The sequence below is a fragment of the Gordonia polyisoprenivorans NBRC 16320 = JCM 10675 genome (assembly GCF_000241325.1).
GTDB lineage: Bacteria > Actinomycetota > Actinomycetes > Mycobacteriales > Mycobacteriaceae > Gordonia > Gordonia polyisoprenivorans.
Genome location: NZ_BAEI01000087.1, coordinates 274138 through 296112, shown reverse-complemented (window position 1 = coordinate 296112; position 21975 = coordinate 274138). Strand labels below are relative to the sequence as shown.

The 21975-nt window shown below is 68.5% G+C and carries 18 protein-coding genes and 1 pseudogene; 8 read left to right on the top strand and 11 right to left on the bottom strand.

Annotated features, from left to right (window positions below; all coding sequences use genetic code 11):
- The 3 genes and pseudogenes from GOPIP_RS29620 to mshA all read right to left on the bottom strand — a co-directional run.
- Nucleotides 1-170, bottom strand: a pseudogene (locus tag GOPIP_RS29620) (HNH endonuclease); the annotation flags it as partial.
- A 597-nt stretch (nt 171-767) separates the two neighbouring features.
- Nucleotides 768-1355, bottom strand: a complete 588-nt coding sequence (locus GOPIP_RS24905; RefSeq protein WP_006372627.1) for a type III secretion system chaperone family protein — start codon at nt 1353-1355, stop codon at nt 768-770.
- Between the two features lie 56 nt (nt 1356-1411).
- Nucleotides 1412-2752, bottom strand: a complete 1341-nt coding sequence (gene mshA / locus GOPIP_RS24900; RefSeq protein ID WP_020172289.1) for a D-inositol-3-phosphate glycosyltransferase — start codon at nt 2750-2752, stop codon at nt 1412-1414.
- 147 nt (nt 2753-2899) lie between these two features.
- On the opposite strand from mshA, the gene GOPIP_RS24895 reads away from it, so the two are divergent.
- The 5 genes from GOPIP_RS24895 (at nt 2900) to GOPIP_RS24875 (ending at nt 7526) form a co-directional block, all read left to right on the top strand.
- On the top strand, nt 2900-4156 hold the full coding sequence (locus tag GOPIP_RS24895) for a cytochrome P450 (RefSeq protein WP_035728819.1): 1257 nt from the start codon (nt 2900-2902) through the stop codon (nt 4154-4156).
- The gene (locus GOPIP_RS24890; protein ID WP_006372624.1) at nt 4153-4770 is read left to right on the top strand and encodes a TetR/AcrR family transcriptional regulator; all 618 of its coding nucleotides are present in this window, start codon (nt 4153-4155) and stop codon (nt 4768-4770) included. The genes GOPIP_RS24895 and GOPIP_RS24890 overlap by 4 nt, the downstream gene beginning before the upstream one ends.
- Before the next feature lie 100 nt (nt 4771-4870).
- Nucleotides 4871-5815, top strand: coding sequence for a metal ABC transporter solute-binding protein, Zn/Mn family (locus tag GOPIP_RS24885; RefSeq protein ID WP_006372623.1), 945 nt, complete (start codon nt 4871-4873; stop codon nt 5813-5815).
- Nucleotides 5815-6642 carry a metal ABC transporter ATP-binding protein gene (locus GOPIP_RS24880; RefSeq protein ID WP_006372622.1) on the top strand — a complete coding sequence of 276 codons (828 nt, stop codon included), beginning with the start codon at nt 5815-5817 and terminating at the stop codon, nt 6640-6642. The genes GOPIP_RS24885 and GOPIP_RS24880 overlap by 1 nt, the downstream gene beginning before the upstream one ends.
- Nucleotides 6639-7526 (top strand): metal ABC transporter permease, encoded by an 888-nt coding sequence (locus GOPIP_RS24875; protein WP_006372621.1) that lies wholly within the window; start codon nt 6639-6641, stop codon nt 7524-7526. Before GOPIP_RS24880 ends, GOPIP_RS24875 begins: the two co-directional genes overlap by 4 nt.
- Nucleotides 7527-7548: 22 nt before the next feature.
- Here the strand turns inward: GOPIP_RS24875 and GOPIP_RS24870 are convergent, their stop codons facing one another.
- Complete coding sequence (locus GOPIP_RS24870; protein ID WP_014358990.1) at nt 7549-8091, bottom strand: DUF2599 domain-containing protein; 543 nt, start codon at nt 8089-8091, stop codon at nt 7549-7551.
- A 36-nt stretch (nt 8092-8127) separates the two neighbouring features.
- Here GOPIP_RS24870 and GOPIP_RS24865 point away from each other — a divergent pair, with 36 nt between their 5' ends.
- Entirely contained in the window at nt 8128-9255 is a 1128-nt protein-coding gene (locus tag GOPIP_RS24865; protein ID WP_238534857.1) for a beta-mannosidase, read from the top strand.
- A 29-nt stretch (nt 9256-9284) separates the two neighbouring features.
- On the opposite strand, the gene GOPIP_RS24860 is transcribed toward GOPIP_RS24865, so the two are convergent.
- Genes GOPIP_RS24860 through GOPIP_RS24845 form a run of 4 tightly spaced genes read right to left on the bottom strand, consistent with a single transcriptional unit; the run spans nt 9285 to nt 16021 of the window.
- On the bottom strand, nt 9285-10952 hold the full coding sequence (locus GOPIP_RS24860) for a glycosyltransferase family 39 protein (RefSeq protein WP_006372615.1): 1668 nt from the start codon (nt 10950-10952) through the stop codon (nt 9285-9287).
- Nucleotides 10949-12481, bottom strand: coding sequence for a glycosyltransferase (locus tag GOPIP_RS24855; RefSeq protein ID WP_370530206.1), 1533 nt, complete (start codon nt 12479-12481; stop codon nt 10949-10951). The genes GOPIP_RS24860 and GOPIP_RS24855 overlap by 4 nt, the downstream gene beginning before the upstream one ends.
- A 23-nt stretch (nt 12482-12504) precedes the next feature.
- Nucleotides 12505-14043 carry a hypothetical protein gene (locus tag GOPIP_RS24850; RefSeq protein ID WP_006372613.1) on the bottom strand — a complete coding sequence of 513 codons (1539 nt, stop codon included), beginning with the start codon at nt 14041-14043 and terminating at the stop codon, nt 12505-12507.
- 10 nt (nt 14044-14053) lie between these two features.
- Nucleotides 14054-16021, bottom strand: a complete 1968-nt coding sequence (locus GOPIP_RS24845) for a hypothetical protein (protein ID WP_006372612.1) — start codon at nt 16019-16021, stop codon at nt 14054-14056.
- 281 nt (nt 16022-16302) lie between these two features.
- Between GOPIP_RS24845 and GOPIP_RS24840 the strand changes: the two genes are divergently transcribed.
- Nucleotides 16303-17109, top strand: a complete 807-nt coding sequence (locus tag GOPIP_RS24840; RefSeq protein ID WP_006372611.1) for an alpha/beta fold hydrolase — start codon at nt 16303-16305, stop codon at nt 17107-17109.
- A gap of 69 nt (nt 17110-17178) precedes the next feature.
- Here GOPIP_RS24840 and GOPIP_RS24835 read toward each other — a convergent pair whose 3' ends face one another.
- Nucleotides 17179-18798 carry a carboxylesterase/lipase family protein gene (locus GOPIP_RS24835; RefSeq protein WP_006372610.1) on the bottom strand — a complete coding sequence of 540 codons (1620 nt, stop codon included), beginning with the start codon at nt 18796-18798 and terminating at the stop codon, nt 17179-17181.
- 23 nt (nt 18799-18821) lie between these two features.
- On the opposite strand from GOPIP_RS24835, the gene GOPIP_RS24830 reads away from it, so the two are divergent.
- Entirely contained in the window at nt 18822-19607 is a 786-nt protein-coding gene (locus tag GOPIP_RS24830) for a LamB/YcsF family protein (RefSeq protein ID WP_035728818.1), read from the top strand.
- A 4-nt stretch (nt 19608-19611) separates the two neighbouring features.
- On the opposite strand, the gene rlmB is transcribed toward GOPIP_RS24830, so the two are convergent.
- Together rlmB and cysS are read right to left on the bottom strand one after the other, a co-directional pair.
- Nucleotides 19612-20562 (bottom strand): 23S rRNA (guanosine(2251)-2'-O)-methyltransferase RlmB, encoded by a 951-nt coding sequence (rlmB, locus tag GOPIP_RS24825; RefSeq protein WP_006372608.1) that lies wholly within the window; start codon nt 20560-20562, stop codon nt 19612-19614.
- On the bottom strand, nt 20563-21957 hold the full coding sequence (cysS, locus tag GOPIP_RS24820; RefSeq protein WP_006372607.1) for a cysteine--tRNA ligase: 1395 nt from the start codon (nt 21955-21957) through the stop codon (nt 20563-20565). It lies immediately after the preceding gene.
- Nucleotides 21958-21975: the final 18 nt, after the last annotated feature.

Genomic DNA, 21975 nt, shown 5'->3' with positions numbered 1-21975 from the left:
TGGTGATCAACCAGATTACGAAGCAGCAGTACTTGTTTCATCGCACCGAAGGCTTGTGGCCCGGTCATCTCCGGATTCCATTGCAGGTCGCTGAGTTGGGTGACGATGGCGGCGAAGATTGCTTCGGCGTCAACACCTTTGATGTCAAGAGCTTCGGTGGTGTCGATCATGGGCCCCTCCCCGGTGGCTGATCGGTGTGAGGGGTCCAGTGTACCTCGCCAGAGTGTTCGACGCAAGGGGTGTTTTGGCTAATTATGCTTGTGGACAACGTGTTTCGGCGCTGATTTTCTGTCGGTGGGGTGTGGTATGGGGTGTGGGTTTCGTTTGTCTTGCTTTCGATGTGGTTGGGAGGCTTGTTGTCTCACCGGGTCTCGAGGCTCGCCGCTGGGGCGCCGGGCACCTCGACCATCGGGGGAAGGCTCTCGAGCATCGGTAGGGCGGGTTGTTCGACCATCGGGGGAAGGTTCTCGACCAGCGGGGGAAGGCGCTGACGATCCGGAGGAGGTCGGCGCCTTGACCGTCGGGAGTGATGAGTACGCGGCTCCACTGTGCAGGCGCGGCTGGTGCACGGCGGTGGATGTGGTTGCGATACTAGTCATCTCACCGGGTCTCGAGGCTCGCCGCACGCGGCTCGCACCTCGACCAGCGGGAGGGTATACCAAGGCCCGGCGCCCCTCCAGCCCTTCACCTCGACCAGCGGGAGGGGATACCGAGGCCCGGCGCCAGGGGTGCCGTGTACTTCGACCAGCGGGAATCGGGTGGAGCGGTCAGCTACCGGAGGCGTCGTCGATCACCGAGGTTTCGCCGGGAACGTACCTGTCCGGCAACGGTTCTCCGGGTTCGGGAAGTGAGTCCTTGTCGATGAGATGCTCGAAGGCGAGCAGGTTGCGCAACGACTCTCCGCGCGAGACGCGCCACGCCCATTCGCGACGGATCGAGGTGGCGAAGCCGATTTCGAGCAGAGCGTTGAAGTCGCCGTCGGCGGCCTCGAGTACCTGTCCGAGAACACGGTCCACCTCATCGGCGGTGAGCGCATCCCCGGAGATCCGGCCGATCAGGTAGATGTCGCCGATGTTGTCGATCGTGTACGCCACGCCGTAGAGCCGGCGATTGCGTTTGAGCAGGAACTTGAAGACCTCTTCGAGTTTCTCGTCGGGGTGGCGGCAGACAAATGCCTCCACCCGCACACCGTAGGTGCCCGCGGTCAGCAGCACCGTCGTCTTGAGCTTGCGCTCCCCCGGCAGCTCGAGCACGATGTGCTCGGCCTGGGCTGCGCCGGAACTCTTACGGGTGAACGGGATCTCCCGTTCGGAGAGCACCTTTTCGAGTAATTCGATGTGGTCGGTGTGACTCATCGTCTTCCTTCCGCTTCGACGGTTGTGGCCACGAGAATCTCTCGGGACACCATCACTCAGAGGGGCATCCGCGCCCGACGGCGTCGCCAGCGGCGGGTCGCCCGCACCAGTGGGGTCACCCCGACGGCCGGGACACGGTTACCCGCAAAGGATTCCATCGCTCGCGCATAACTCGCCAACAGCGCGTCGGTGGTGTGCTCCCATGAGAATTGTTCGGCATGCTCGCGTGCGCGGCGTCCCATCGCGGCCAGCTGATCGGAACTGCTGAGCATTTTCTCCAGCGCGGTCGTCCAGTCCCCGATCTGATGCCCGTCCACGAGCATCCCCGACCTGCCGTCGGCCACCGCCACCCCGAGTCCGCCGACGTTGGCGGCCAACACCGGGACGCCACACGCCTGCGCCTCGATGGCGACAAGACCGAAGCTCTCCGAATAACTGGGCACCGCAACGAGATCCGATGACCGATAGACCTCCGCCAGGCGCGTCGCGGGCTGCGGCGGCAAGAACGTGACGGCGTCGGAGATGCCGAGTTCGGCGGCCAGATCGATCAGCGCGGTCGGCCGGTCGAGTCCGCTGCCCGACGGTCCGCCAACGATCAATACATGGACCGGCCGACGGCCCGTCGCCCGCTGCCGCTCGATCAGCGGCGCCGCGGCGGCGAGCAAGACGTCGGGAGCCTTGAGCGGCTGGATACGACCGACGAACGTCACGATGCTCGCCTCGGCCGGCAGTCCGAGTTCTGCGCGCGCATCGGAGCGCGAACCCGGTGTGTAGCAGTCGAGATCGGCACCGGGAGTCACGATATCCACTCGGCCGGGGTCGGCGTCGTACATGGTGATCAGCTCGTTGCGTTCGGTGTCGGTGTTGGCCACGAGGCGATCGGCCTCCGCGACCACCTGCTGCTCGCCGATCACCCGCAATCGCGGCTCGGCCGCATCCCCTTTCGCCAGCGAGGCGTTCTTCACCGCAGCCAGCGTGTGCGCGGTATGCACCAACGGCACGCCCCACCGCTCCCGGGCGAGCCACCCCACCTGCCCCGACAACCAGTAGTGCGAATGGATCAGGTCGTAATAGCCGGGCCGCTGCATCGCCTCGGCGCGCAGCACCCCCGCGGTGAAGGCACAGAGCTGGGCGGGCAGATCCCGCTTGTCGAGCCCCTCGAACGGTCCCGCCACGATGTGTCGGACGGTGATCCCGTCCGCGGCCGCCACCGTGGGGGCATCCGCCGAGGACGTCGCCCGCGTGAAGATCTCGACCTTCACCCCACGCCGGGCCAGACGCTGCGCCGTCTGCCAGACGTAGACGTTCATCCCGCCCGCGTCGCCGGTACCGGGCTGCGCCAACGGCGAGGTGTGCACCGAGATCAACGCGATGCGCCGGGGCCGTGACGAGCTCATCCCTTCAGCTTAGAGAAGCACACGGCGACGCCTCGGGTCAGCGCCCCCGTCCGGACGGCCACGACCACCCACCGTGTGTGGTCCACATGCCCCACAGTTCTCGACTCGGACGTTGACACATTGGCAAGAGTGTCTCACTATCACTACATGACGACTGCAACGTCTCACGAACCGCTTTTCCGCCTGCGCTCGGGCGCGCAATGGCGCGACCCCTTCGGCATGTATGCGCGCCTGCGTGCCGAGTCCCCGGTCCATCACGTCACCGACGACCCGTCCGGCGCGGACTTCTGGGTTCTGACCCGGCATGCGGACGTCATGGCCGCGGCCACCGACCCGACGACGTTCTCCTCGGCGGCGGGACTCACCGTCGTCGACGGTGAGATCGAGGCCATCGGCATGGCCGACAACCCACCGATGGTCATGCAGGACCCGCCCGGCCACACCGCCTTCCGCGCTCTGGTCGCGCGCGGCTTCACCCCTCGTCAGGTGCAGTCGATCCGGCCGCGGATCCACGACTTCGTGACCACCCGCCTCGACGAAATCGCCGATCACGGACCCGCCACCCCCGTCGACATCGCACACCTGCTCCTCAAACCGTTGCCGAGCATGCTGGTCGCGCATTATCTCGGTGTGCCGGAGAAGGATTGGGCACGATTCGACGAGTGGACCGAGGCCATTGTCGGCGCAGTCGGCGGGACCGCCGACCCGGGTGCGGGGACCGCGGGCGCCGCGACCGGCGAACTCCTCGGCTACTTCGCCGACCTCATCGCGCAGCGCCGCACCGAAGGCGCCACCGGCTCCGACACCGTCTCCACCCTCGTCGCCGCCGGACGCGCCGACGACGACGCCGGCCTCGTCTCGATCCTCGCGTTCGTGTTCACCATGATCGCCGGCGGCAACGACACCACGACGGGCTTGCTGGGCGGCTCGCTGGCGCTACTGTCCGAACATCCCGATCAGCGTGCACAACTCGTCGCCGACCCCTCACTCATCGGCGACGCCGTCGAAGAGCTGCTGCGACTGACCTCCCCGGTGCAGGGGCTATGCCGCTCGACGACCCGTCCGGTGCGCTACGACACCCCCGACGGTCCGGTCGAGATCCCCGCCGGCCGCAAGGTGCTGCTCTGCTACGCCGCGGCCAACCGTGACCCGGAGGTCTTCGGCGCCGACGCCGAGGCCCTCGACGTCACGCGTCGACCGCGCGGCATCCTCACCTTCAGCCATGGCGACCACCACTGCCTCGGCGCGGCCGCCGCGCGGATGGCGGCCGACGTCACGCTCACCGAACTCCTGGCCCGGTTCCCCGAGTTCGAGGTCGATGTCGACGGAATCGAATGGGCGGCAGGACATTACGTCCGACGACCGACCTGCGTCCCGTTCCGGAGCGGCCCGGTCCACCGATGACCTCGCCCACCGACTGGCTGGCCGCCGACCGCGCCGACCTGGCGGCCACGCGCATCCTCGACACCGCCGAGTCGCTGTTCGTCGCCCGCGGGGTGGCCTCGGTGACCATGCGCGACGTGGCCGACGCGGTGGGCTGCTCGCGCGCCACCCTCTACCGCCACTTCCCCGGTCGCGACCGCCTGCTGGCCGCCTACGTCGAGCGCACGGCGACGATCATCGGCACCGACGTCGCCGAACGCATCGGCGCGGTCGGCACACCGGCCGATCGGCTGGTCGCCGCGATCGAGACCGCACTGTCCGGGGTGCGCCGGAACCCGGCTCTGTCGGCATGGTTCGACGCCGAGATGGCCGGCACGTCGACCCAGCTGGCGCTGCTCTCGCCGGCGATCGACGCCCTGGCCACCGGCATCCTCGCCCGGCTGGCACCCGAACTCGGTGACAACGAACTCGGTGACAACGAACTCCCCGACACCGACCTCTCCGATCGAGCCGGCTGGCTGGTGCGGGTGATGGTCTCCCTGCTGGCCGCCCCCGCGCCCGACGCCGACACCGAACGCGACCTGCTCACCCGCTTCGTCGTGCCGGTCGTCCTTCCTTCGCACCCTCCCGCGTAAACCGCACCCACCGGCGAACGGGCGCCGATTCGTCGCGACGAATGCCGTCCCCTACACTGCATTCGGTAACGATTGTCGTTTTCGCGAAGGGTGCTACTCCATGAAGCGTGCATTGGTCGCCTCCGCAGGTCTGCTGACCGCCGCGGCCCTGGTCCTGTCGGGCTGTTCGGACGACGGCGGCGGCTCGTCGAGTGGCGGCAAACCGACCGTGGTCACCTCGACCAACGTGTGGGGTTCGGTGGCCTCCGCGGTGGCCGGAAACGACGCCGAGGTCACCGCGCTGTTCACCAACAGCGCCGACGACCCGCACGAGTTCGAGCCGTCGGCGTCGGACACCGCGAAGGTCGCCGACGCCTCGGTGATCCTCATGAACGGTGGCCACTACGACGAGTACATGGAGCAGGCCGCCAAGAACAGTTCCGGCACGGTGATCAACGCCTTCGACATCATGGAGGGCGGTCACGAGGAGTCCACCGAAGAGACCGGCACCGACGAGGGTCACTCGCACGAGGTCAACGAGCACGTCTTCTACAACCTGGCCGTCGTCGGACAGGTCGCCACCAAGCTCGGTGAGGCGTTGGCCGCCAAGGACTCCGCTCACGCCGAGACCTACCGCACCAATGCCCTGCGCTTCAACACCGAACTCGCCGCCGTCCGCAATCAGGTGAGCCAGATCAAGGCCGCCCACAACGGGACCAAGGTCGCCCAGACCGAACCGCTGGCCGGCTACCTGCTCACCGAGGCCGGACTCTCCGACGTCTCCCCCGCCGGCTTCACCGCAGCCGTCGAGGAGGGTCAGTCACCCTCGGCCGCCGACCGCGCCGCCCTACAGGACCTGCTCACCTCCCGCACCGTGAAGGCCTTCATCTACAACACCCAGGCCGTCGACACGGTGACCGAGGCGTTGCTCACCGTCGCCCAAGGTGCGAAAGTACCGGTCGTGAAGTTCACCGAAACGCTGCCCGACGGTGTCAGCGATTACGTCGTCTGGCAGCGCGGTCAGGTCGAGGCCCTCGCGAATGCGTTGAACTCGTCCGGAGCCTGATGACCAGCCCGATCCCCGCCACCCCGAGCCCCGCAACGCCGATCCCGGTCGCCTCGTTTCGCCACGCGCGGCTCGCCTTCGGCGAGCGGGTGCTCTGGGACGACCTGAACCTGACGATCGAGGCCGGCGAGTTCGTCGCCGTCCTCGGTCCGAACGGTTCGGGCAAGACGTCGTTCCTGCGCACCCTGCTCGGCCAGTACCCGTTGAGCGCCGGTGACCTCGACGTCACCGACGCCGTCGGCTACATCCCGCAGCAGCACGCCGACGACGCCGACACCATGGCCCTGCGTGCCCGCGACCTGGTCGGATTCGGCGTCGACGGGGCGCGGTGGGGTGTCGGTCTGCGCGGGCGACGCGAACGCCGACGCATCGTCGACGCCGCACTCGCCGAGGTCGGTGCGACCGCCTACGCCGATGCCCCGGTCGGGCTGCTCTCCGGCGGTGAACAGCAACGATTGCGGGTGGCGCAGGCACTGACCACCGATCCGCAGCTGCTGCTCTGCGACGAGCCGCTGGCCAGCCTCGACCCGGCCAGCCAGGAACGCGTCGTCGAACTCATCGACCGTCGCCGGCGCACCGCGCACACCGCAGTGGTCCTGGTGACGCACGAGATCAACCCGGTGATGCCGTATGTGGACCGGGTGCTCTACCTCGTCGGCGGCCAGTTCCTCGCGGGGCCGCCGGAGAAGGTGATGACGACGGCGACACTCTCGGCGCTCTACGGCAGTCACGTCGAGGTGGTGCGCGTCAACGGCCGCCTCCTCGTCGTCGGCGGCGAAGAGGGCATCGCACACTGCCACGCCGACGAGGAGCATCCGGGCCTGTGAGTACCGTTCTGGCCGCCCGTACCGTCGTGGCCGCCGACGTCGAACTCCGCGACTTCTGGGACTTCGCCGAGACCGCGCGACTGCTGCACTACGACTTCGTCTGGCAGGCGCTCATCGCGCTGGCGCTGCTCGGCGCACTCTCCGGCGTCCTCGCCCCACTGATCGTGTCGCGGCAGATGTCGTTCGCGGTCCACGGTGCCAGCGAACTGTCGGTCACCGGCGCCGCCGCCGCGTTGCTCGCCGGTGTCAGCATCAATCTCGGCGGGGTGATCGGCGCGGTCCTCGCCGCCGCCGTCTTCGGATTCATGGGAAATCGTGCCCGCGAACGCGATTCGGTGATCGGCGTCGTGATGGCCTTCGGATTGGGATTGGGCGTGCTGTTCCTGGCGCTCTACGGCCGCATCGGTGCCGGGTTCGCGCTGCTGACCGGGCAGGTCGTCAGTGTCGGCGTGCACGGGATGACCGCCATCGCGATCACCACCGCCGTGGTGCTGGTGGTGCTCGCCGTCATCTACCGTCCGCTCTTGTTCGCCTCGCTGGACCCCCGGGTCGCGCAGGCGCGCGGCGTGCCGATGCGGGTGCTGTCGGTGGTGTTCGCGATCCTCGTCGGCCTCGCCGCCGCGCAGGGTGTGCAGATCATCGGGGCGCTGCTGGTGATGTCGCTGATGATCACCCCCGGCGCCGCCGCCGCGCGCCTGAGCGCCAACCCGACGGTCGTGCTGGTGCTGTCGGTGCTGTTCGCCGAGATCGCGGCGGTCGGCGGACTGCTGCTCTCGTTGGCGCCGCAACTACCGGTGTCGGTGTTCGTCACCACGATCTCGTTCGTGATCTACCTCGTGTGCCGGGCGATCGGCTCCCGGCGGACACACGCCACCCGCACCTGACCCCACCACCGGCACCGAGGTGTCACTCCTCCGGCCCGCCCGGGTTGCACATCGTGTTGATCATCTCCTGCTGCGACACCACCGGGCGGTCGGGTTCGATGTTCCAGCTCGGCTTGTCGGGCGCGACGATCCGCGCGTAGGTCCAGTGGCAGTCGAACTGGGCGCGCATCCCCGGGGTGTCGGCGTTGGGCGCCAGCGCGAGCACCTCGGCCCACGCGACGTCGGCGCCGTTGTCGGAGGTCGTCTTGCGACCCGAGGGCGTCGGATAGATCTGCAGGCTCGGCCCGACCTGCGTCTGCACCCACTGCACGTGATCGATGTACGGCGGCAGGTGCACCGGATCGGTCGTCGGGGACGCCGTCGGCTCGATCCACGACGACGGTGACGAAGCGGTGGGCGAGGAAGCATCCGGCGACGGGGACGATGGCGACAGGGACGTGCTCGGCTCCGAACCCGTCGCAGAGGACGACTCGTCGCCGCAGCCGGCCACGCCGACGAGCAGTACGGCGCAGGCAACGGCGCCGACGACGGAAGCGAGTATTCGGTGCCACGGTTGACGTCTCACCTCCGCGACAATAGTCACCGGAGTAGGCTGCGCGGTGTGCCGAACGGTCGCACTCGCGTACGAACCACGGTGATCAGCCTGGTGCTGGCCGTGGTCCTGTTCGGGCTCAACGCCTGCAGCTACCTCAACCCGGGTTCCGAATCCGGTGCCGAGACCACACATTTCGCCGGACGTGTCGACACCACCCCCACCGGTCTGCACCTCGACGGAACGCCGTGGTGGCCTTCCGGATTCAACGCCTATCAGCTCGGCACCAACTGGGCGGTGAACGCCGGGTGCGGGGCCGAGGTGGATCTGGACCGCTACTTCGGCGCACTGCCGCCGCGCGCCCTCACCCGCTTCAACCTGTATGCGATGTTCGCGGTCAACAAACACACCGGCGGACTGGATTTCGGCCCGCTCGATGCCGTGTTCGCAGCCGCCAAGCGGCACCACCAGATGGTGCTGCCGGTGTTGACCGGCTCGTCGGGCGATTGCGAGGACGGGGTGTTCAAGGACCGGTCCTGGTACACCGACGGATGGCGCACCACCCGCGCCGTCGGTGGGATGACCTACGCCGACTGGATGTCGATCGCGGTGAAGCGCTGGGCCGGCGAAACATCGCTCGCCGGTTGGGAACTCGTCGGTGAGCCGGAGACCAGCAGCTGCGGCGCAGGCGGTTGCGACCTGGCACACCGCACCTGCCAACCCGGCGCGGCGCAGGTTCTGCGCGACTTCTTCGATGCCGCCGGGGCCGCCTTGCGCGACATCGATCGGCGCCACCCCATGTTCGCCGGCTTCACCGGCGGCGACCAATGCGGCACCACCGGCACCGACATGGACATCGTCGCGCAGTCTCCGCATCTCGACGTACTCGACTACCACGACTATCGCAACGACGAGGGCATCCCACCCGCGGGCAGCGACCTAAGCGCGCGAATCGCGTTGGCGGACCGCCTCGGCAAGCCGATCGTCGTCAACGAACTCGGCATCAAGGCCGGTTCGTGCCTGTCGATCTCGACCCGCGCCGCCGAACTACGCACCCGCCTCGCCGACATCCGGCGAGAAGGTGTCGCCGGGGTGTTGCTGTGGGCGTTCGTCCCCGATCCGCGCCCCGACGAATGCACCTACGACATCGGCTACGACGACCCCGCGTGGCGGGTCGTCGACCAGGCGATCGTCTGAGTCGCCCCACGTCGCTCGATCGGTGTCCCTCAGCCCGACCGACTCCCGGTCACCCGGTACACCCGCCAGTCGGGCAGGTCGGCCCCCTGGTTGCGCACGTCGAGGACCCGCACGGCGATCTGCGCACCGTTCTCGTAGAGCGTCGGATAGCGTTGATTGAGGGCGTCGGACAGGCCTCGTCCGGACGCGGGTACCGCCAGCATGTATTGCACCCCTGCGGATTTGGGGTCGTTGAGGACCTCGACGAAGTCGGAGTCGGACGGGATCACGAATTGTTTGGGCCGTCGCGACTGCACGACGACGGCGAATCCGTAGACGGTGTCGGTGAGCACGCTGCCGTCGGGCAGGTCGAGTGAGTCGAGGTAGCGGGCGAGGGTCCGTTCGGTGGAGAAGCTGCGCACGATCCGTCGTTCGTCGAGATGGCGCTGCGAGACCGAATCCGGGCGCGGCCACACCACCGACGACAGCGCGAACTCCTGCGGCGCGTACTTCGGCGAGGTCATCCCGAATGCCGTGGTGGGCAACGACACCAGCATCACCAGGACCGCGATGGTGCCGGAGAACACGTATCGCCGGATCGGTCCCCCGGTCCAGTGGGCCACCAGAGTGGTGCGCGGACCCTGCCGACGATACGGCGACTGGCGTCGTGCGGGCACGGCCAACAGCGAGACCAGTGCGGCGAGCAGGATCACCGTCATGTAGAACCGCAGGAAACCGAACGTCGAACCCCGTGCGTAGGTGTAGACCTGGAACGCGAGCACCGCGCCGATCATGGCCAGCGGCACCAACACCGCGTACAAACGGCGGTGCCGGGCTCGCACGACCAGGACGAGCACCGCCAGCAGCGGCAACAGGGGCGCGAGGATCGCCAACTCGGTCATCGAGAATCGCAGCGCCTCACCCGCACCGTTGGAGCCACTGCCCCCGGATTGCTCGATGATGGCGGCGTTGCCGTATTCGGAGGAGAACTGCGCGAACGCATTTCCGGTGATGAGCCAACCGGTGAAGGCCCATGCGATGAATGCCACACCGGACGGCGCGGCCACCAGCACGGCGTCGAGGAAGGTACGACTGACCCGTTTGGTGCGATCGGCGCGGAAGAAACTGACCCAGGCGACCCCGATCGTGCTCGCCAGCGCCGCCGCACCACCGTCGTAGCGAGTGAGGTAGCTCAACGCCAATGCTATTCCGGCGACCGCCAATTCGTGGACGTCATCGGTGTCGACCCATCGCATGAGCCGCCGCGCCGCCCACGCGAGGCAGAACAGGTAGGGCGCCTCGCTCATGCCGTTGGCGCCGTAGAGCACGATCATCGGGTTCAGCGCGTAACACGCGGTCGCCAGCGTCGCCACCACCGGATCGAGGCCGCGGTCGCGGGCGACCCCGGACACCTGGATCACCGATCCGGCCATGAACGCCGAGGACATGATCACCGCCGAGACCGCGTCGGTGGTCATCTGCGGAATCCACGGGGTCAGTGCGGTGAGCGGGAGTTGCACGATCGCCGTCAGCGGCGTGAAGACGAATCCGATGGCCGCCAGATGCGGACTGCGACTGAACAACACCGACTGTGCGGACTGCACCCGCGAGAGTGCGTCGCCGAAGTACAGGTGCACATCGACCGCCAGGTACAGGCCCACCCCGCAGTAGAGCGCGAACATCGCCACGAACAGCACCAGCACCCGATTTCGGGTCATGCGCCACCACCCGAACCGGTCTCCTCGCCGCCAGAAGCCAACCCGTGCACCGTCTTCTCCCAGTACGACGGATTGAACAGGATCTGCCACATCCCCTTGATCGCGGCGATGCTCATCAGAATCCAGTACGCCGGGACCAGCAGTGCCGAACCCACCAGTTCGCTGCGGTCGTCCTCGCGGATGGCCATCAGGTTCATGTAGAGCGCCGAGCCGTTGCCGAAGACCAGCGAGAGCAACGACAGATAGTAGATCGGACCCCAGAACAGGTGCGCGACAACGGGTGGCTGGCCGGCGATCCACATGATCAGGATCAACCAGAAGACCATGTTCATGCACGCGATGAGCGGGGTGCCCGCGATGAGGAAGGTGAATCGGACCCACGCCACCGGACCGAGGATGTGCCACAACGTGATCGGGTGACGCATGTGCACCAGCCACGTCTGCATGTAACCCTTGTACCAGCGCGATCTCTGCCGAACCCAGTTGATCGCATCGACATTGGCCTCTTCGAGGGTCACCGAATCCAGCACGGCGGTGCGGTATCCGCTGTCGGCGATGCGCACGCCGAGGTCGGCGTCCTCGGTGACGTTGAACGGATCCCACGCACCGATGTCGTCGAGCACGTTGCGCAGGAAGTGATTGGACGTGCCGCCCAACGGGATCGGGGCGCGACTGACCATCATGCCGGGCAGCAGGAACCCGAACCAGATGCCGTAGTCGGCGGTGAACCAGCGGGTCAACAGGTTGTCGGTGGCGTTGTGAAAGCTGAGCTTGCCCTGCACGCACACCACCGAGTCGTCGCCGATGTTTCGGAAAACCCAAACCGCCCTGCGTAATTGGAGCGGATCGGGTTTGTCCTCGGCATCGAAGATGGTGACGATGTCGCCGGTGGCGAAGTGCAGACCGTAGTTGCACGCCTTGGGTTTGGTGCGCGGCTGCGCCGGTGGGGTGAGCACCACCGTCACCACGCCGCCCTCGTCCTCCATCGCACGCGCGGCCCGGATGGTCGGTTCGTCGTCCTCCTCGAGCAGCAGGAGCACCTGCAACTTGTCCTGCGGATACTCGATCGACTCGACCGCCTTGATGAGGTCGCCGACGACCTCGGGTTCGCCATAGGCGGGCACGAGCACGGTGTAGGGCGGCAGGTCGTCGTCGGACAGGGCGCGGGCCTGCTCGTCGGAGACGGCGATGGCCCCGTTGACCAGGCCGCGTCGGAAGATGACCAGCCGGTCGATCAGCGTGACCACGTAGGCGACGGTGGCGATGCCGATCAGCATTGCCAGCGTCGGGATCGGGAAGAAGCCGACCAACACGACGATGACGAGCAGCAGGGCCAGGCCGCCGTACTTCTGTGGCCGGGAGAACGCGGTGGATGCCGAGGCGTCGGCGTCGGCGTCGCGGAGCCGTTCGACCGCGTCGTAGAGGGCCTGCTGCCGATAGTCCTCGTCGACGAGCAACTCGGCGACCGGACGCGTCGGCCGGGTGCAACGGCTCCGCGGATCGGCCTCGGAGCGATGCCGGGCCCGCACGGGCGCTCCGGTGTCCTCGGCACTCAAGTCCCGGCCTCCCGTCCGGCCGCCTCGACCTGCGCGTCGACGATGCCGGCGGCCAAGCGCACCAACAGATCCCGGTCCTTGTAGGTGGGTGTGGTGTCGCGGATGGCCGCGTTCCCGCGGAACAGCACGGTGAACATGGTGTTGACGTTGCCGACCACGGTGTACGTCGGCGCCGGGAAGTAGGCGTCGGTCTCGTGGTTGTCGACCGACCACAGCACGACCTGCTGGGTGAGGTCACCGTTGTTCCACCACCACGACACGACGGTGTAGCTGAGGTAGCGGGTGTCGTCGATCACCGTCCACATCCAGGCGCGCACACCGTGCGGCATGGGCACCTCCACCGAGGGACCGAACCGGTCGCCGACCATGTCGTAGCGAAAGATGTAGGGGTAGGTCTGCAGCGACAGCGGCCGCCCGGTGTCCACGGAGTCGACGGCCACCCGCCGCGGCCGGGACTGCTTGTCGAACCGGGAACTGCCCAGCCGCTGCACGACCATCTGCCGGTACATCACCGATCCCGAGCTGTAGAAGCGCTCCGCCCAGTCGTACCGACTGACCGACTCCTGCCGCCAGTCGGCGGGCAGGGCCAGCGGCACACCCACCGACATGCCCGGAATCGTCGCGCTCGGCCAGCTCGACGCCGTCACCGGAACCGGGATGAAGGCGATGACAACGGTCGCCAGCAGCAACAACAGCCCGGGCCTGCGGACCCGGGCCAGCGTCGGCGGATGGACGTTGCGTCCCAGTGGCGACCAGCCCAGCCGATGCCGGTTGCGGTAGTCGAAGTACATCACCAGCGACGACATCAGCGCCGCGGCCACCGCAGGCACCACCACCAGCAGAATTCGCTGCAGGCCTTCGACATAGACGTGCATCACGATCAGGATCACCAGTCCGGTGACCAACGACAGTACGGCGCCGATGAAGGCCCGGCGACGGTTGCGTCCGACGGCGATGAGTGTCGCGATCGCGGCGACGACGACCATCACCGCGCCCGCGGCGACCGGGCCGCCGCCCGCGGTGAGGATCACCACCCGCATCGGTACCGGCCAGATCAGTAGCGCCAGCGCCCAGGTCCACCGGAACCGCATCACCGGTCGCAGACCGAACATCACGATCGCCCCGCCGAGCACGAACAACCACAACGCCAGCAGGTCCATGTGCGCGGTGATGTAGGCCTGCGAGTATCGGGGATTGACCATGAACTGCACCGACACCGACAACAGCAACACGATCGCCCCGACGATGGTGTCGGTCTGCCGGTCGTAGATCGGCGGTTCCGGGGTGGGACGCCAGGACTTGCCGATCGCCGCGATCAGCACCAGCGCCAGCAGCACCGGGACGTAGATGATGAGCGTGAGCGCACGCATCTCCGCCAGCACCGCGAGGATGGTGACCCGGAAGGCGATGGCGGTGAGCGCGGCCAGAACCAGCCAGCGCACCGCGAGCACCACCGACGGATGGTCGGCCGGGCGCAGCGACACACCCGGCCGGGCGGGCGCCGGCGGCGGGGTGGTCGGCTCGGTCACCGTCATGGTGGGACCATCACCGCTCGTCCGGGGCGCTGTCGGCTACACCGGCGGCGGACCGGCGGCGACGCAGCACCAGGATCACCGCGCCGGCCACCACGACCGCGGCGACGAGCACGCCGACGATGATGCCGATCGTCGCACCCGTACCGAGCCCCGACGACGCCGACGGACGCGGGGTCGACGCCGCGGCGTCGACGTAGACCTGGTCCTGATCACGCACCTTGATCAGCGCATCCCCGGAGATCGATGTCCACCGGTTGTCGTCGTCGAGCCAGCGCAGCAGGTCATCGAGATCGGAGCCGTCCCCGGTGGACGTCGCCACCAGGACGGTCCGGTCGCCGGACTGCGTCGCCTGCAACGATCCGTACCGCAGCGCCGGGGTCAGGGTGATCTGCGCCGACGACCCGCTCGCGGCATGCACCGTCACCGTGCCGCCCGACGAGCTGACCGGCAGGGTCAGATCGGGCAGGCCCCGACCATCGGCCGAGATCAGCACGGCCGGCTGCTGCGACGATGCGGCGTCGGCCATCGACACCACGTCGAGCCCCAGCGGGACGACCGACAGCCGCTGCAGACCGGCGGCGATCTCCACACCGCGGCTGACGTCGCCGACATCGCCCTTGGTCCAGGCCAGCTTGGCCCACGGCATCAACGATTCGGGGACCGATCCGAGTCCGGCCGGTTGCGGCGGATCGGCGACGTCGCTGGTGATCTCGCCGGCCGAACTCAACGACAGACTCGAGCGCGAGCCGTTCCCGCAGCCCTCGTTCACCCCGCCGCGCTCGAGCGTGACGGTGAGCTGGGTGAAGCGGGTGACCGCGTTGTCGGGCAGGTCGACCCAGCTGTTGAAGGTCCCCGAGGAGTCCGTCGGCAGTGTTGCGATGACCCGCCGGCCGATGCGCACCGAGATCACGGCGTTGTCACCACCGGCCGGTGCGTAGGAGCCGATCAGCTGGATCCGGATGTTCTTGGACGGACGGCCCAACCGGGTCTGATCGATCCCCACCGAGATCGACGGCCAGGTGTTGGAGACGACCTGTTGGTCACCGATGCCGAGATCGGCGAGGGTCTGCACGTCCGGCGCGAGCTGCGGGGCGTCGAAGAGGGGGCCGCCAACCGCCGACGAACTCGCGGCGATCGAGGCGAGATTGCTGGTCAGCATGCGCGCCTGGGCGACGAGCTGATCGGCGGGACCCCCGACGACGAGATACGCCGAGCCCTGCGGGCCGCTGCGCAACGACAGCCCCGCCGGTGCCGACGAGTCGATGACGATCTGACGTTCGAGCGGCCCGGGAGCCGTGGGCGGTGTGAGATCCGAGCGGGGACGCGCGACGGTGGTCACCGGCACCGACGCGGTTCCGTAGTGCGCGACGACAGCCGCGGCGAGGTCCACGGCCGCTGCGCCCTCGGCCTGCTTCACGTCGTCGGGAATGACGAGGGTCAATTGCCGAAGAATCGGCGGCAGGAATTGCGCGACGGTCTGCGGAATGGATTCTCGCCCGGTGAACGACACCACCGCACCGGAGAGGGTGAATGCATTGTCGGGCTCGAATTGGCAGATTCCCTGAACGGTCAGATAGGCGCGCAACGTGATGTCTGCGGCGTCTGCGCTGACGGTGACACCGGCCAGTGGCAGGACGATCTGCGCGTTCGGTGCGTTCGGGATCGGGGTCCGCGAGATCAACCGCGACCCTTGCATGACGTCGACGGTGCCGCCGGTGACGAACGACGGCAACGACACCGTGCCACGCAGTTCGTCGGGATTCAGATTGTCGGGCACCGGAATCGACAGCGACACCTCCCCCTGTTGGCCGGGAAAGGTGATGGTCGGTGACGAGCCGATCTGTTCGAGGGACATCGGTGGTGGCGGGTCGCCCGGCGCCGCGTGGACGAATGCCGCAGGCCCGGCGGCGAGCCCGAGGACGAGCAGGCACACAGTCACTGCGCGGACAATGGGGGTGACGCGCACACGAAAGATCATGGGTTCCTTCGACGGCCGGCATTTCTCGATGACGCGATCTCCCGAGAATTCTCGCGGTTTATCGAGTCTGGTGAAGTCACCGTATCGGTAAAGACCGCCGCATGTGCGCCTTCGGTCGGGCGACACACGGCGGGCGCGTGGCGCGCGGCTCGTCCGCGGGCGGACCGATGCCGTTTCGACTCTCAAACGTTCTCACCGCGCTACGGGGACTCTGGGAGCATGGGCGCCATGCCCACCGAGTTCCTCCTCCGACGCAGCGCGCCATGTCCCCGACATCCGCGATGACCCGTTCCGGGATCCGCGTCGGCGACCGCGTCGACGCCGGCTGCTACATCGACGTCGACGGCGCCCTGATCTGGCACTTCGTCGGCGGCGACCCGGCCGGGGCGCCGACGGTTCTGTTACACGGCGCCTTCGCGTCGGCGGCGACGTGGGGTGCGCAGATCGCCGGATTCACCGATGCCGGTCTGCATCTGTTCGTTCCCGAACGCAGCGGCCACGGCCACAGTCCGGACATCGCCGGGCCGTGGTCGATGGATGCGATGCTCGCCCAGATCGTCTCCTATCTCGAGACGGCGGTCGGGGTGCCGGCCAATCTGGTCGGCTGGAGCGACGGCGCGATGCTCGCGCTCCTCGCCGCGCGGGTGCGCCCCGATCTGGTGTCCCGGGTCGTACTCACCTGCAACTACATCAACTCCGCAGGACGCGACGCGCCCGAGTTCTTCTCCCGGATGACCGATCGGGATCCGGATCTGGTCGACTTCCTGCGCGGCACCTACAACGAGGAAAGCCCGGACGGCCCAGAGCATTTCGACACGGTGTACGCGAAAACCGAGGACTTCCTGATCAACGGACCGGACTACGCGGTCACCGAGTTCGCCGAAGTCGACGCACCCGTGCTGGTCGTCGCCGCCGACCGTGGCGTGGTGCACCTCGAACAGAGCCTGGAATTGTCCCGCACATTGCCCCGCGGACGGCTCGCGATTCTCCCCGGCACGCACATCCTGCCGATCGAGTCACCGGAACTGTTCAATCCGCTGGTGCTGTCGTTCCTGATGTCGGACCCGCCGAGTCAGTGGACTCCGTAAATCACCGGACTCCGTGACCGCTGGACTCCGTGATCGCTGGATTCCGTGACCGCCGGGAGACCCGGCTGCTCAGACGTCGAGCGCGGCGACGTCGGACGGCGCCTCCGGTGAACCGCCGGACGCGACGAGGAGTTGACGCCCCCGATCCCACGCCTGCCGGCGCGACGCGTCCGGGTCGGACTCGACGTGGCTGGTGCGGTCGAGCACCATCACCGGCCGATGCGCCGCGTCGTAGGCGGGCCAATCCGGCCCGGGAGGCCGCCCGCGAGCGAAATCGCCCCACCGGGACTGCATCTCGTCGACCATCGCGCCCGCGGCGCGCCAGTCGGCCGTCGCCAGCCCGGCGAACACCGGCATCCGATATCCGCCGAACACCGCGAACAACTCGGTTGCGTGCGTGGCGCCGAGTCCGGCGCGCGCGAGGGCACGCGTATGGAAGTCGAAGCGGTACACATACGTCGGTGCCACCGCGCGATGAGCGTCGGCGAAGGCGGTGACCGGAGCCCAGAAGATGCTGTCGGCGGTCAGCCGCAACTGGTCGTCGGGGCCGCCGGCGTACTGGTTCATGATCTCGTCGCGCGCGGTCTCGTCCTGGATGGCCAGCAGGGTGCGTTGGGTGTCGGGCAGCAGATTCCAGAACTTGTCGAAGAGTTTGCCCTCGTCGCGGTTGGTGCCGATGATCAGCGGGACCGGCGCGGTGTTGCCGTCGCGGGCCGCGGCATACGGCGACTGCGGTAGGGACGGCACGCCGTAGGCCGGTCCGAACGGGGTCGGTTCGACACTGTCGGCGTGGCGGGCGAAGCCCATCAGCCGACCGCCGGCGCGGTGGAGTTCCTCAGGGGTGGCGGCGTCGAGGCGCCGGGCCGCCTCGTGCGGGTCGATCGGCTCGCGCGGGCTGGTGGCGTCGGTGCTGCGCCGGTTCGGATCGGCCAGCAGGCGCAGGAACTCGTCGGCGAACAACGCGGCGCTCTCGCGGGAGATCGCCAGGTCGGTGGCCGGGCTCTCGGCGATCGCCCGGTGGAACAGTCCGCGTGCGCCGGGCGCGGCGAGCAGGCACAACACCGAGGTCCCCCCGGCGGACTCGCCGAAGATGGTGACGTTGTCGGGATCGCCGCCGAAGGCCGCGATGTTGCGCTGCACCCATTGCAGGGCGGCGATGTGGTCCTTGAGACCGGGGTTCTCGTCGAAGTGCCGTTCCGGCGTCGAATAGCCGCTGAAATCGAGCATCCCGAACGGCCCGAACCGGTACTGGATGGTGACCACGACGACGTCCTGCGCACGCGCGAGGTGCGTGCCGTCGTAGAGCGGGGTCGCCGCGGTGCCCAGGATGTAGGCGCCGCCGTGGATGAACACCATCACCGGTCGCGGCGCGCTCGCCACGGTGTCGGGGGCGACGACGTTGAGGGTCAGGCAGTCCTCGCTCACCGGCTGGAATCGTCCGAGGCCGGTCGCGGTGAGCAGTTTGTCCTGCACCGCGGCGTCGCCGAAGTTCTCGCAGCGCCGCACGCCGGGCCACGGGGCCACCGGTTGCGGGGCGTCAAAACGTCCACCGCCGACCGGCGGCGCCGCATACGGAATGCCCCGCCAGGCGACGGTGCCGCGCCGTGAACGCCGGCCGCGGACCCCGGACACGATCCCCTCCGCGGTCGAGACCCTGGTGTCGGCCACTGCGGTGTTCGGAACTCCCATGCTGTCGAATCTACAATGCGGCAGTGACGTCGAACACTGTGCGTGTGCCCGCCGGGCAGGAGGTCGGGCGGTCGGTCGACCTCAACGCCGACCTCGGTGAGGGCGTCGGCGACGACGAGGCGATGCTGGCGATCGTCACCAGCGCCAACGTCGCCTGCGGCTTCCACGCCGGCACTCCCGCCGAACTGCGTGCGACGTGCCGCGGTGCCGCGGTGTCCGGGGTACGCGTCGGCGCGCAGGTCTCCTACCCCGACCGCTCCGGATTCGGCCGGCGGTTCATGGACATCGCCCCGGCCGAACTCACCGCCGACATCCTCTACCAGATCGGCGCACTGCAGGGCCTCGCGAGATCTGTCGGCGTCGAGGTCACCTACGTCAAACCGCATGGCGCGCTGTACAACTCGATCGTGCACCACACCCGGCAGGCCGACGCCGTCATCGACGCGCTGCGCGAGCTCGGCGCCACCCTGCCGTTGATGGGGCTTGCGGGATCGCCGGTGCTGCACCGTGCCCGCGACGCCGGACTCCCCGTCATCGCCGAGGCGTTCGCCGACCGCGCCTACACCCCCGACGCCACCCTGGTGCCGCGCACCGAGCCGGGCGCCGTGCTCACCGACAGCCGCGAGATCGCGCAGCGCGTCGTACGGCTCGTGTCCGAGGGCACCGTGGTGGCCGTCGACGGTTCGGTGCTGCGCGTCGACGCCGAGTCGATCTGCCTGCACGGCGACACCCCCGGCGCCGTCGGACACGCCCGCGAGGTGCGGGAAGCGTTGCGGCTGGCCGGGATTCGGGTCAGCGCCGGGTCATAGCGCGTTACGCCAGCCGCCGCTGCCGTGCGAACTCGGCGAGCACGACTCCCGCGGCCACCGACGCGTTGAGACTCTCGACGTCGCCGGCCATCGGGATCGACAGGATCGAGTCGCAGGTCTCGCGGACCAGTCGCGACAGGCCCTTGCCCTCGGAACCGACGACGATGACGGTGGGCCCGGTGCCGTCGTAGGTGTCAAGCGTCACGTCCCCCTCCGCGTCGAGACCGACGAGTTGCGCACCCGTCTCCGCCCAATCCTTGAGCGTGCGAGTCAGATTCGGCGCCTGTGCGACGGGCAACCGGGCCGCCGCACCCGCCGACGTGCGCCACGCCACCGCGGTCACCGACGCGCTGCGTCGCTGCGGGATGAGCACCCCGTGCCCGCCGAAGGCGGCGACGGAGCGGATGACCGCCCCCAGGTTTCGGGGGTCGGTGATGTTGTCGAGCGCCACCAGCAGCGGCGGGGTGCCGCTGTCGAGGGCATCGCGCATCAGATCGTCGGGGTGGACGTAGCTGTACTCCGGGACCTGCAGGGCGATGCCCTGGTGCATACCGTTGGCCGACAACCGATCCAGCTCACCCTTGCCCACCTCGAGGATCGAGATGGCGCGGTCGGCGGCCAGCTTGACCGCCTCGGCGACCCGGTCGTCGGGATCACTGCCGGTGACGACGTACAAAGCGGTCGCCGGCACGTCGGCACGCAGGCACTCGACGACGGGGTTGCGACCCAGGACGTACTCGGGGCCGTCGTCCTTGCGCGACCTCGGCCGTCCCGCAGTGGTTTTCGCGGCGGCCTTGGCGCGCTTGTGCGCCGGATGGTACGGACGGTCCACGGCCTTCGGGGTGGCCCCACGCCCTTCGAGTCCGCGGCGTCGTTGGCCGCCGGAGCCGACGGTCTGCCCCTTCTTGCTGCCGTCCTTGCGTACGGCGCCTTTGCGTTTCGAGTTGCCCGCCATCTACTCCCGGCCTTTCAAGCTCCATTGTGCCCCGTCGGGGGTGTCGGTCACCTCGATACCGGCCTGCGCCAGTCGGTCTCGTACCGCGTCGGCGGTGGCCCAGTCCTTGTCGGCGCGCGCCTGCGACCGTCGGGCCAGCTCGGCCTGCACGAGCACGTCGAGTGCCGACGTGGCCGCCGAGTCGTCGGCGGCATCGGAATGCCAGTGCGGGTCCAGCGGATCGACGCCGAGAATGCCCGTCATGGCCCGCACCGCCGATGCCGCGGACAAGGCCCCGGGCCCGTCGCCGCTCTCGAGGGCGGTGTTGCCGTGACGCACCGTGTTGTGCACGACGGCCAGCGCCGCGGGCACACCCAGATCGTCGTCGAGGGCGGCCGCGAACTCGGCGGGCACCTCACCCACGCCGACCTCGGCCACTCGCGAATGCACGCGCTCGACAAAGGATTCGACGCGCCGATAGCCTGCGGCCGCCTCGGTCAGGGCGCCGTCGGAATACTCCAGCATCGACCGGTAGTGCGCGCTACCGAGGTAGTAGCGCAACTCCACCGGCCGCATGCGCGCGAGCATCGCCGGGATCGACACCACATTGCCCAGCGACTTGCTCATCTTCTCCCCGCCCATGGTCACCCAGCCGTTGTGCAGCCAGTACCGGGCGAACCGGTCGCCGGCGCCATGCGCCTGGGCGATCTCGTTCTCATGGTGGGGGAAGATGAGATCCATTCCGCCGCAGTGGATGTCGAATTCCGCACCGAGCAGCGAGGTGGCCATCGCCGAGCACTCGAGGTGCCAGCCCGGACGTCCTGATCCCCACGGGGTGGGCCAGGACGGCTCGTCGGGTTTGGCCGCCTTCCAGAGCGTGAAATCGCGCGGGTCACGTTTTCCGGTGCCCGCGCTCTCGCCCTGATGGACGTCGTCGAGTTTGTGACCCGAGAGCGCACCGTACTCGGGCAGGCTGCGCACGTCGAAATAGACGTTGCCGTCGGCGGCGTAGGCGTGGCCGCGTTCGATGAGACGCTCCATGTAGGTGACCATCTGCGTGACGAATCCGGTGGCCCGCGGCTCCCCCGACGGCGGCAGCACGCCGAGCGCGTCATAGGCCGCGGAGAACTCCCGCTCGTGGGTGGCCGCCCACTCCCACCACGGGCGTCCGGCCTCGGCGGCCTTGCGCAGGATCTTGTCGTCGACATCGGTCACGTTGCGGACGAACAGCACGTCGTCGCCGCGGTGCAGCAACCAGCGGCGCAGGATGTCGAAGGCGATGCCGCTGCGGACGTGACCGATGTGCGGAACTCCCTGGACCGTGGCGCCGCACAGGTAGATCGACACATGCCCGGTGTGCAGGGGCACGAAGTCGCGTACCTCCCGGGTGGCGGTGTCATACAGGCGCAGGGTCACGACGTGCGATTCTACCCG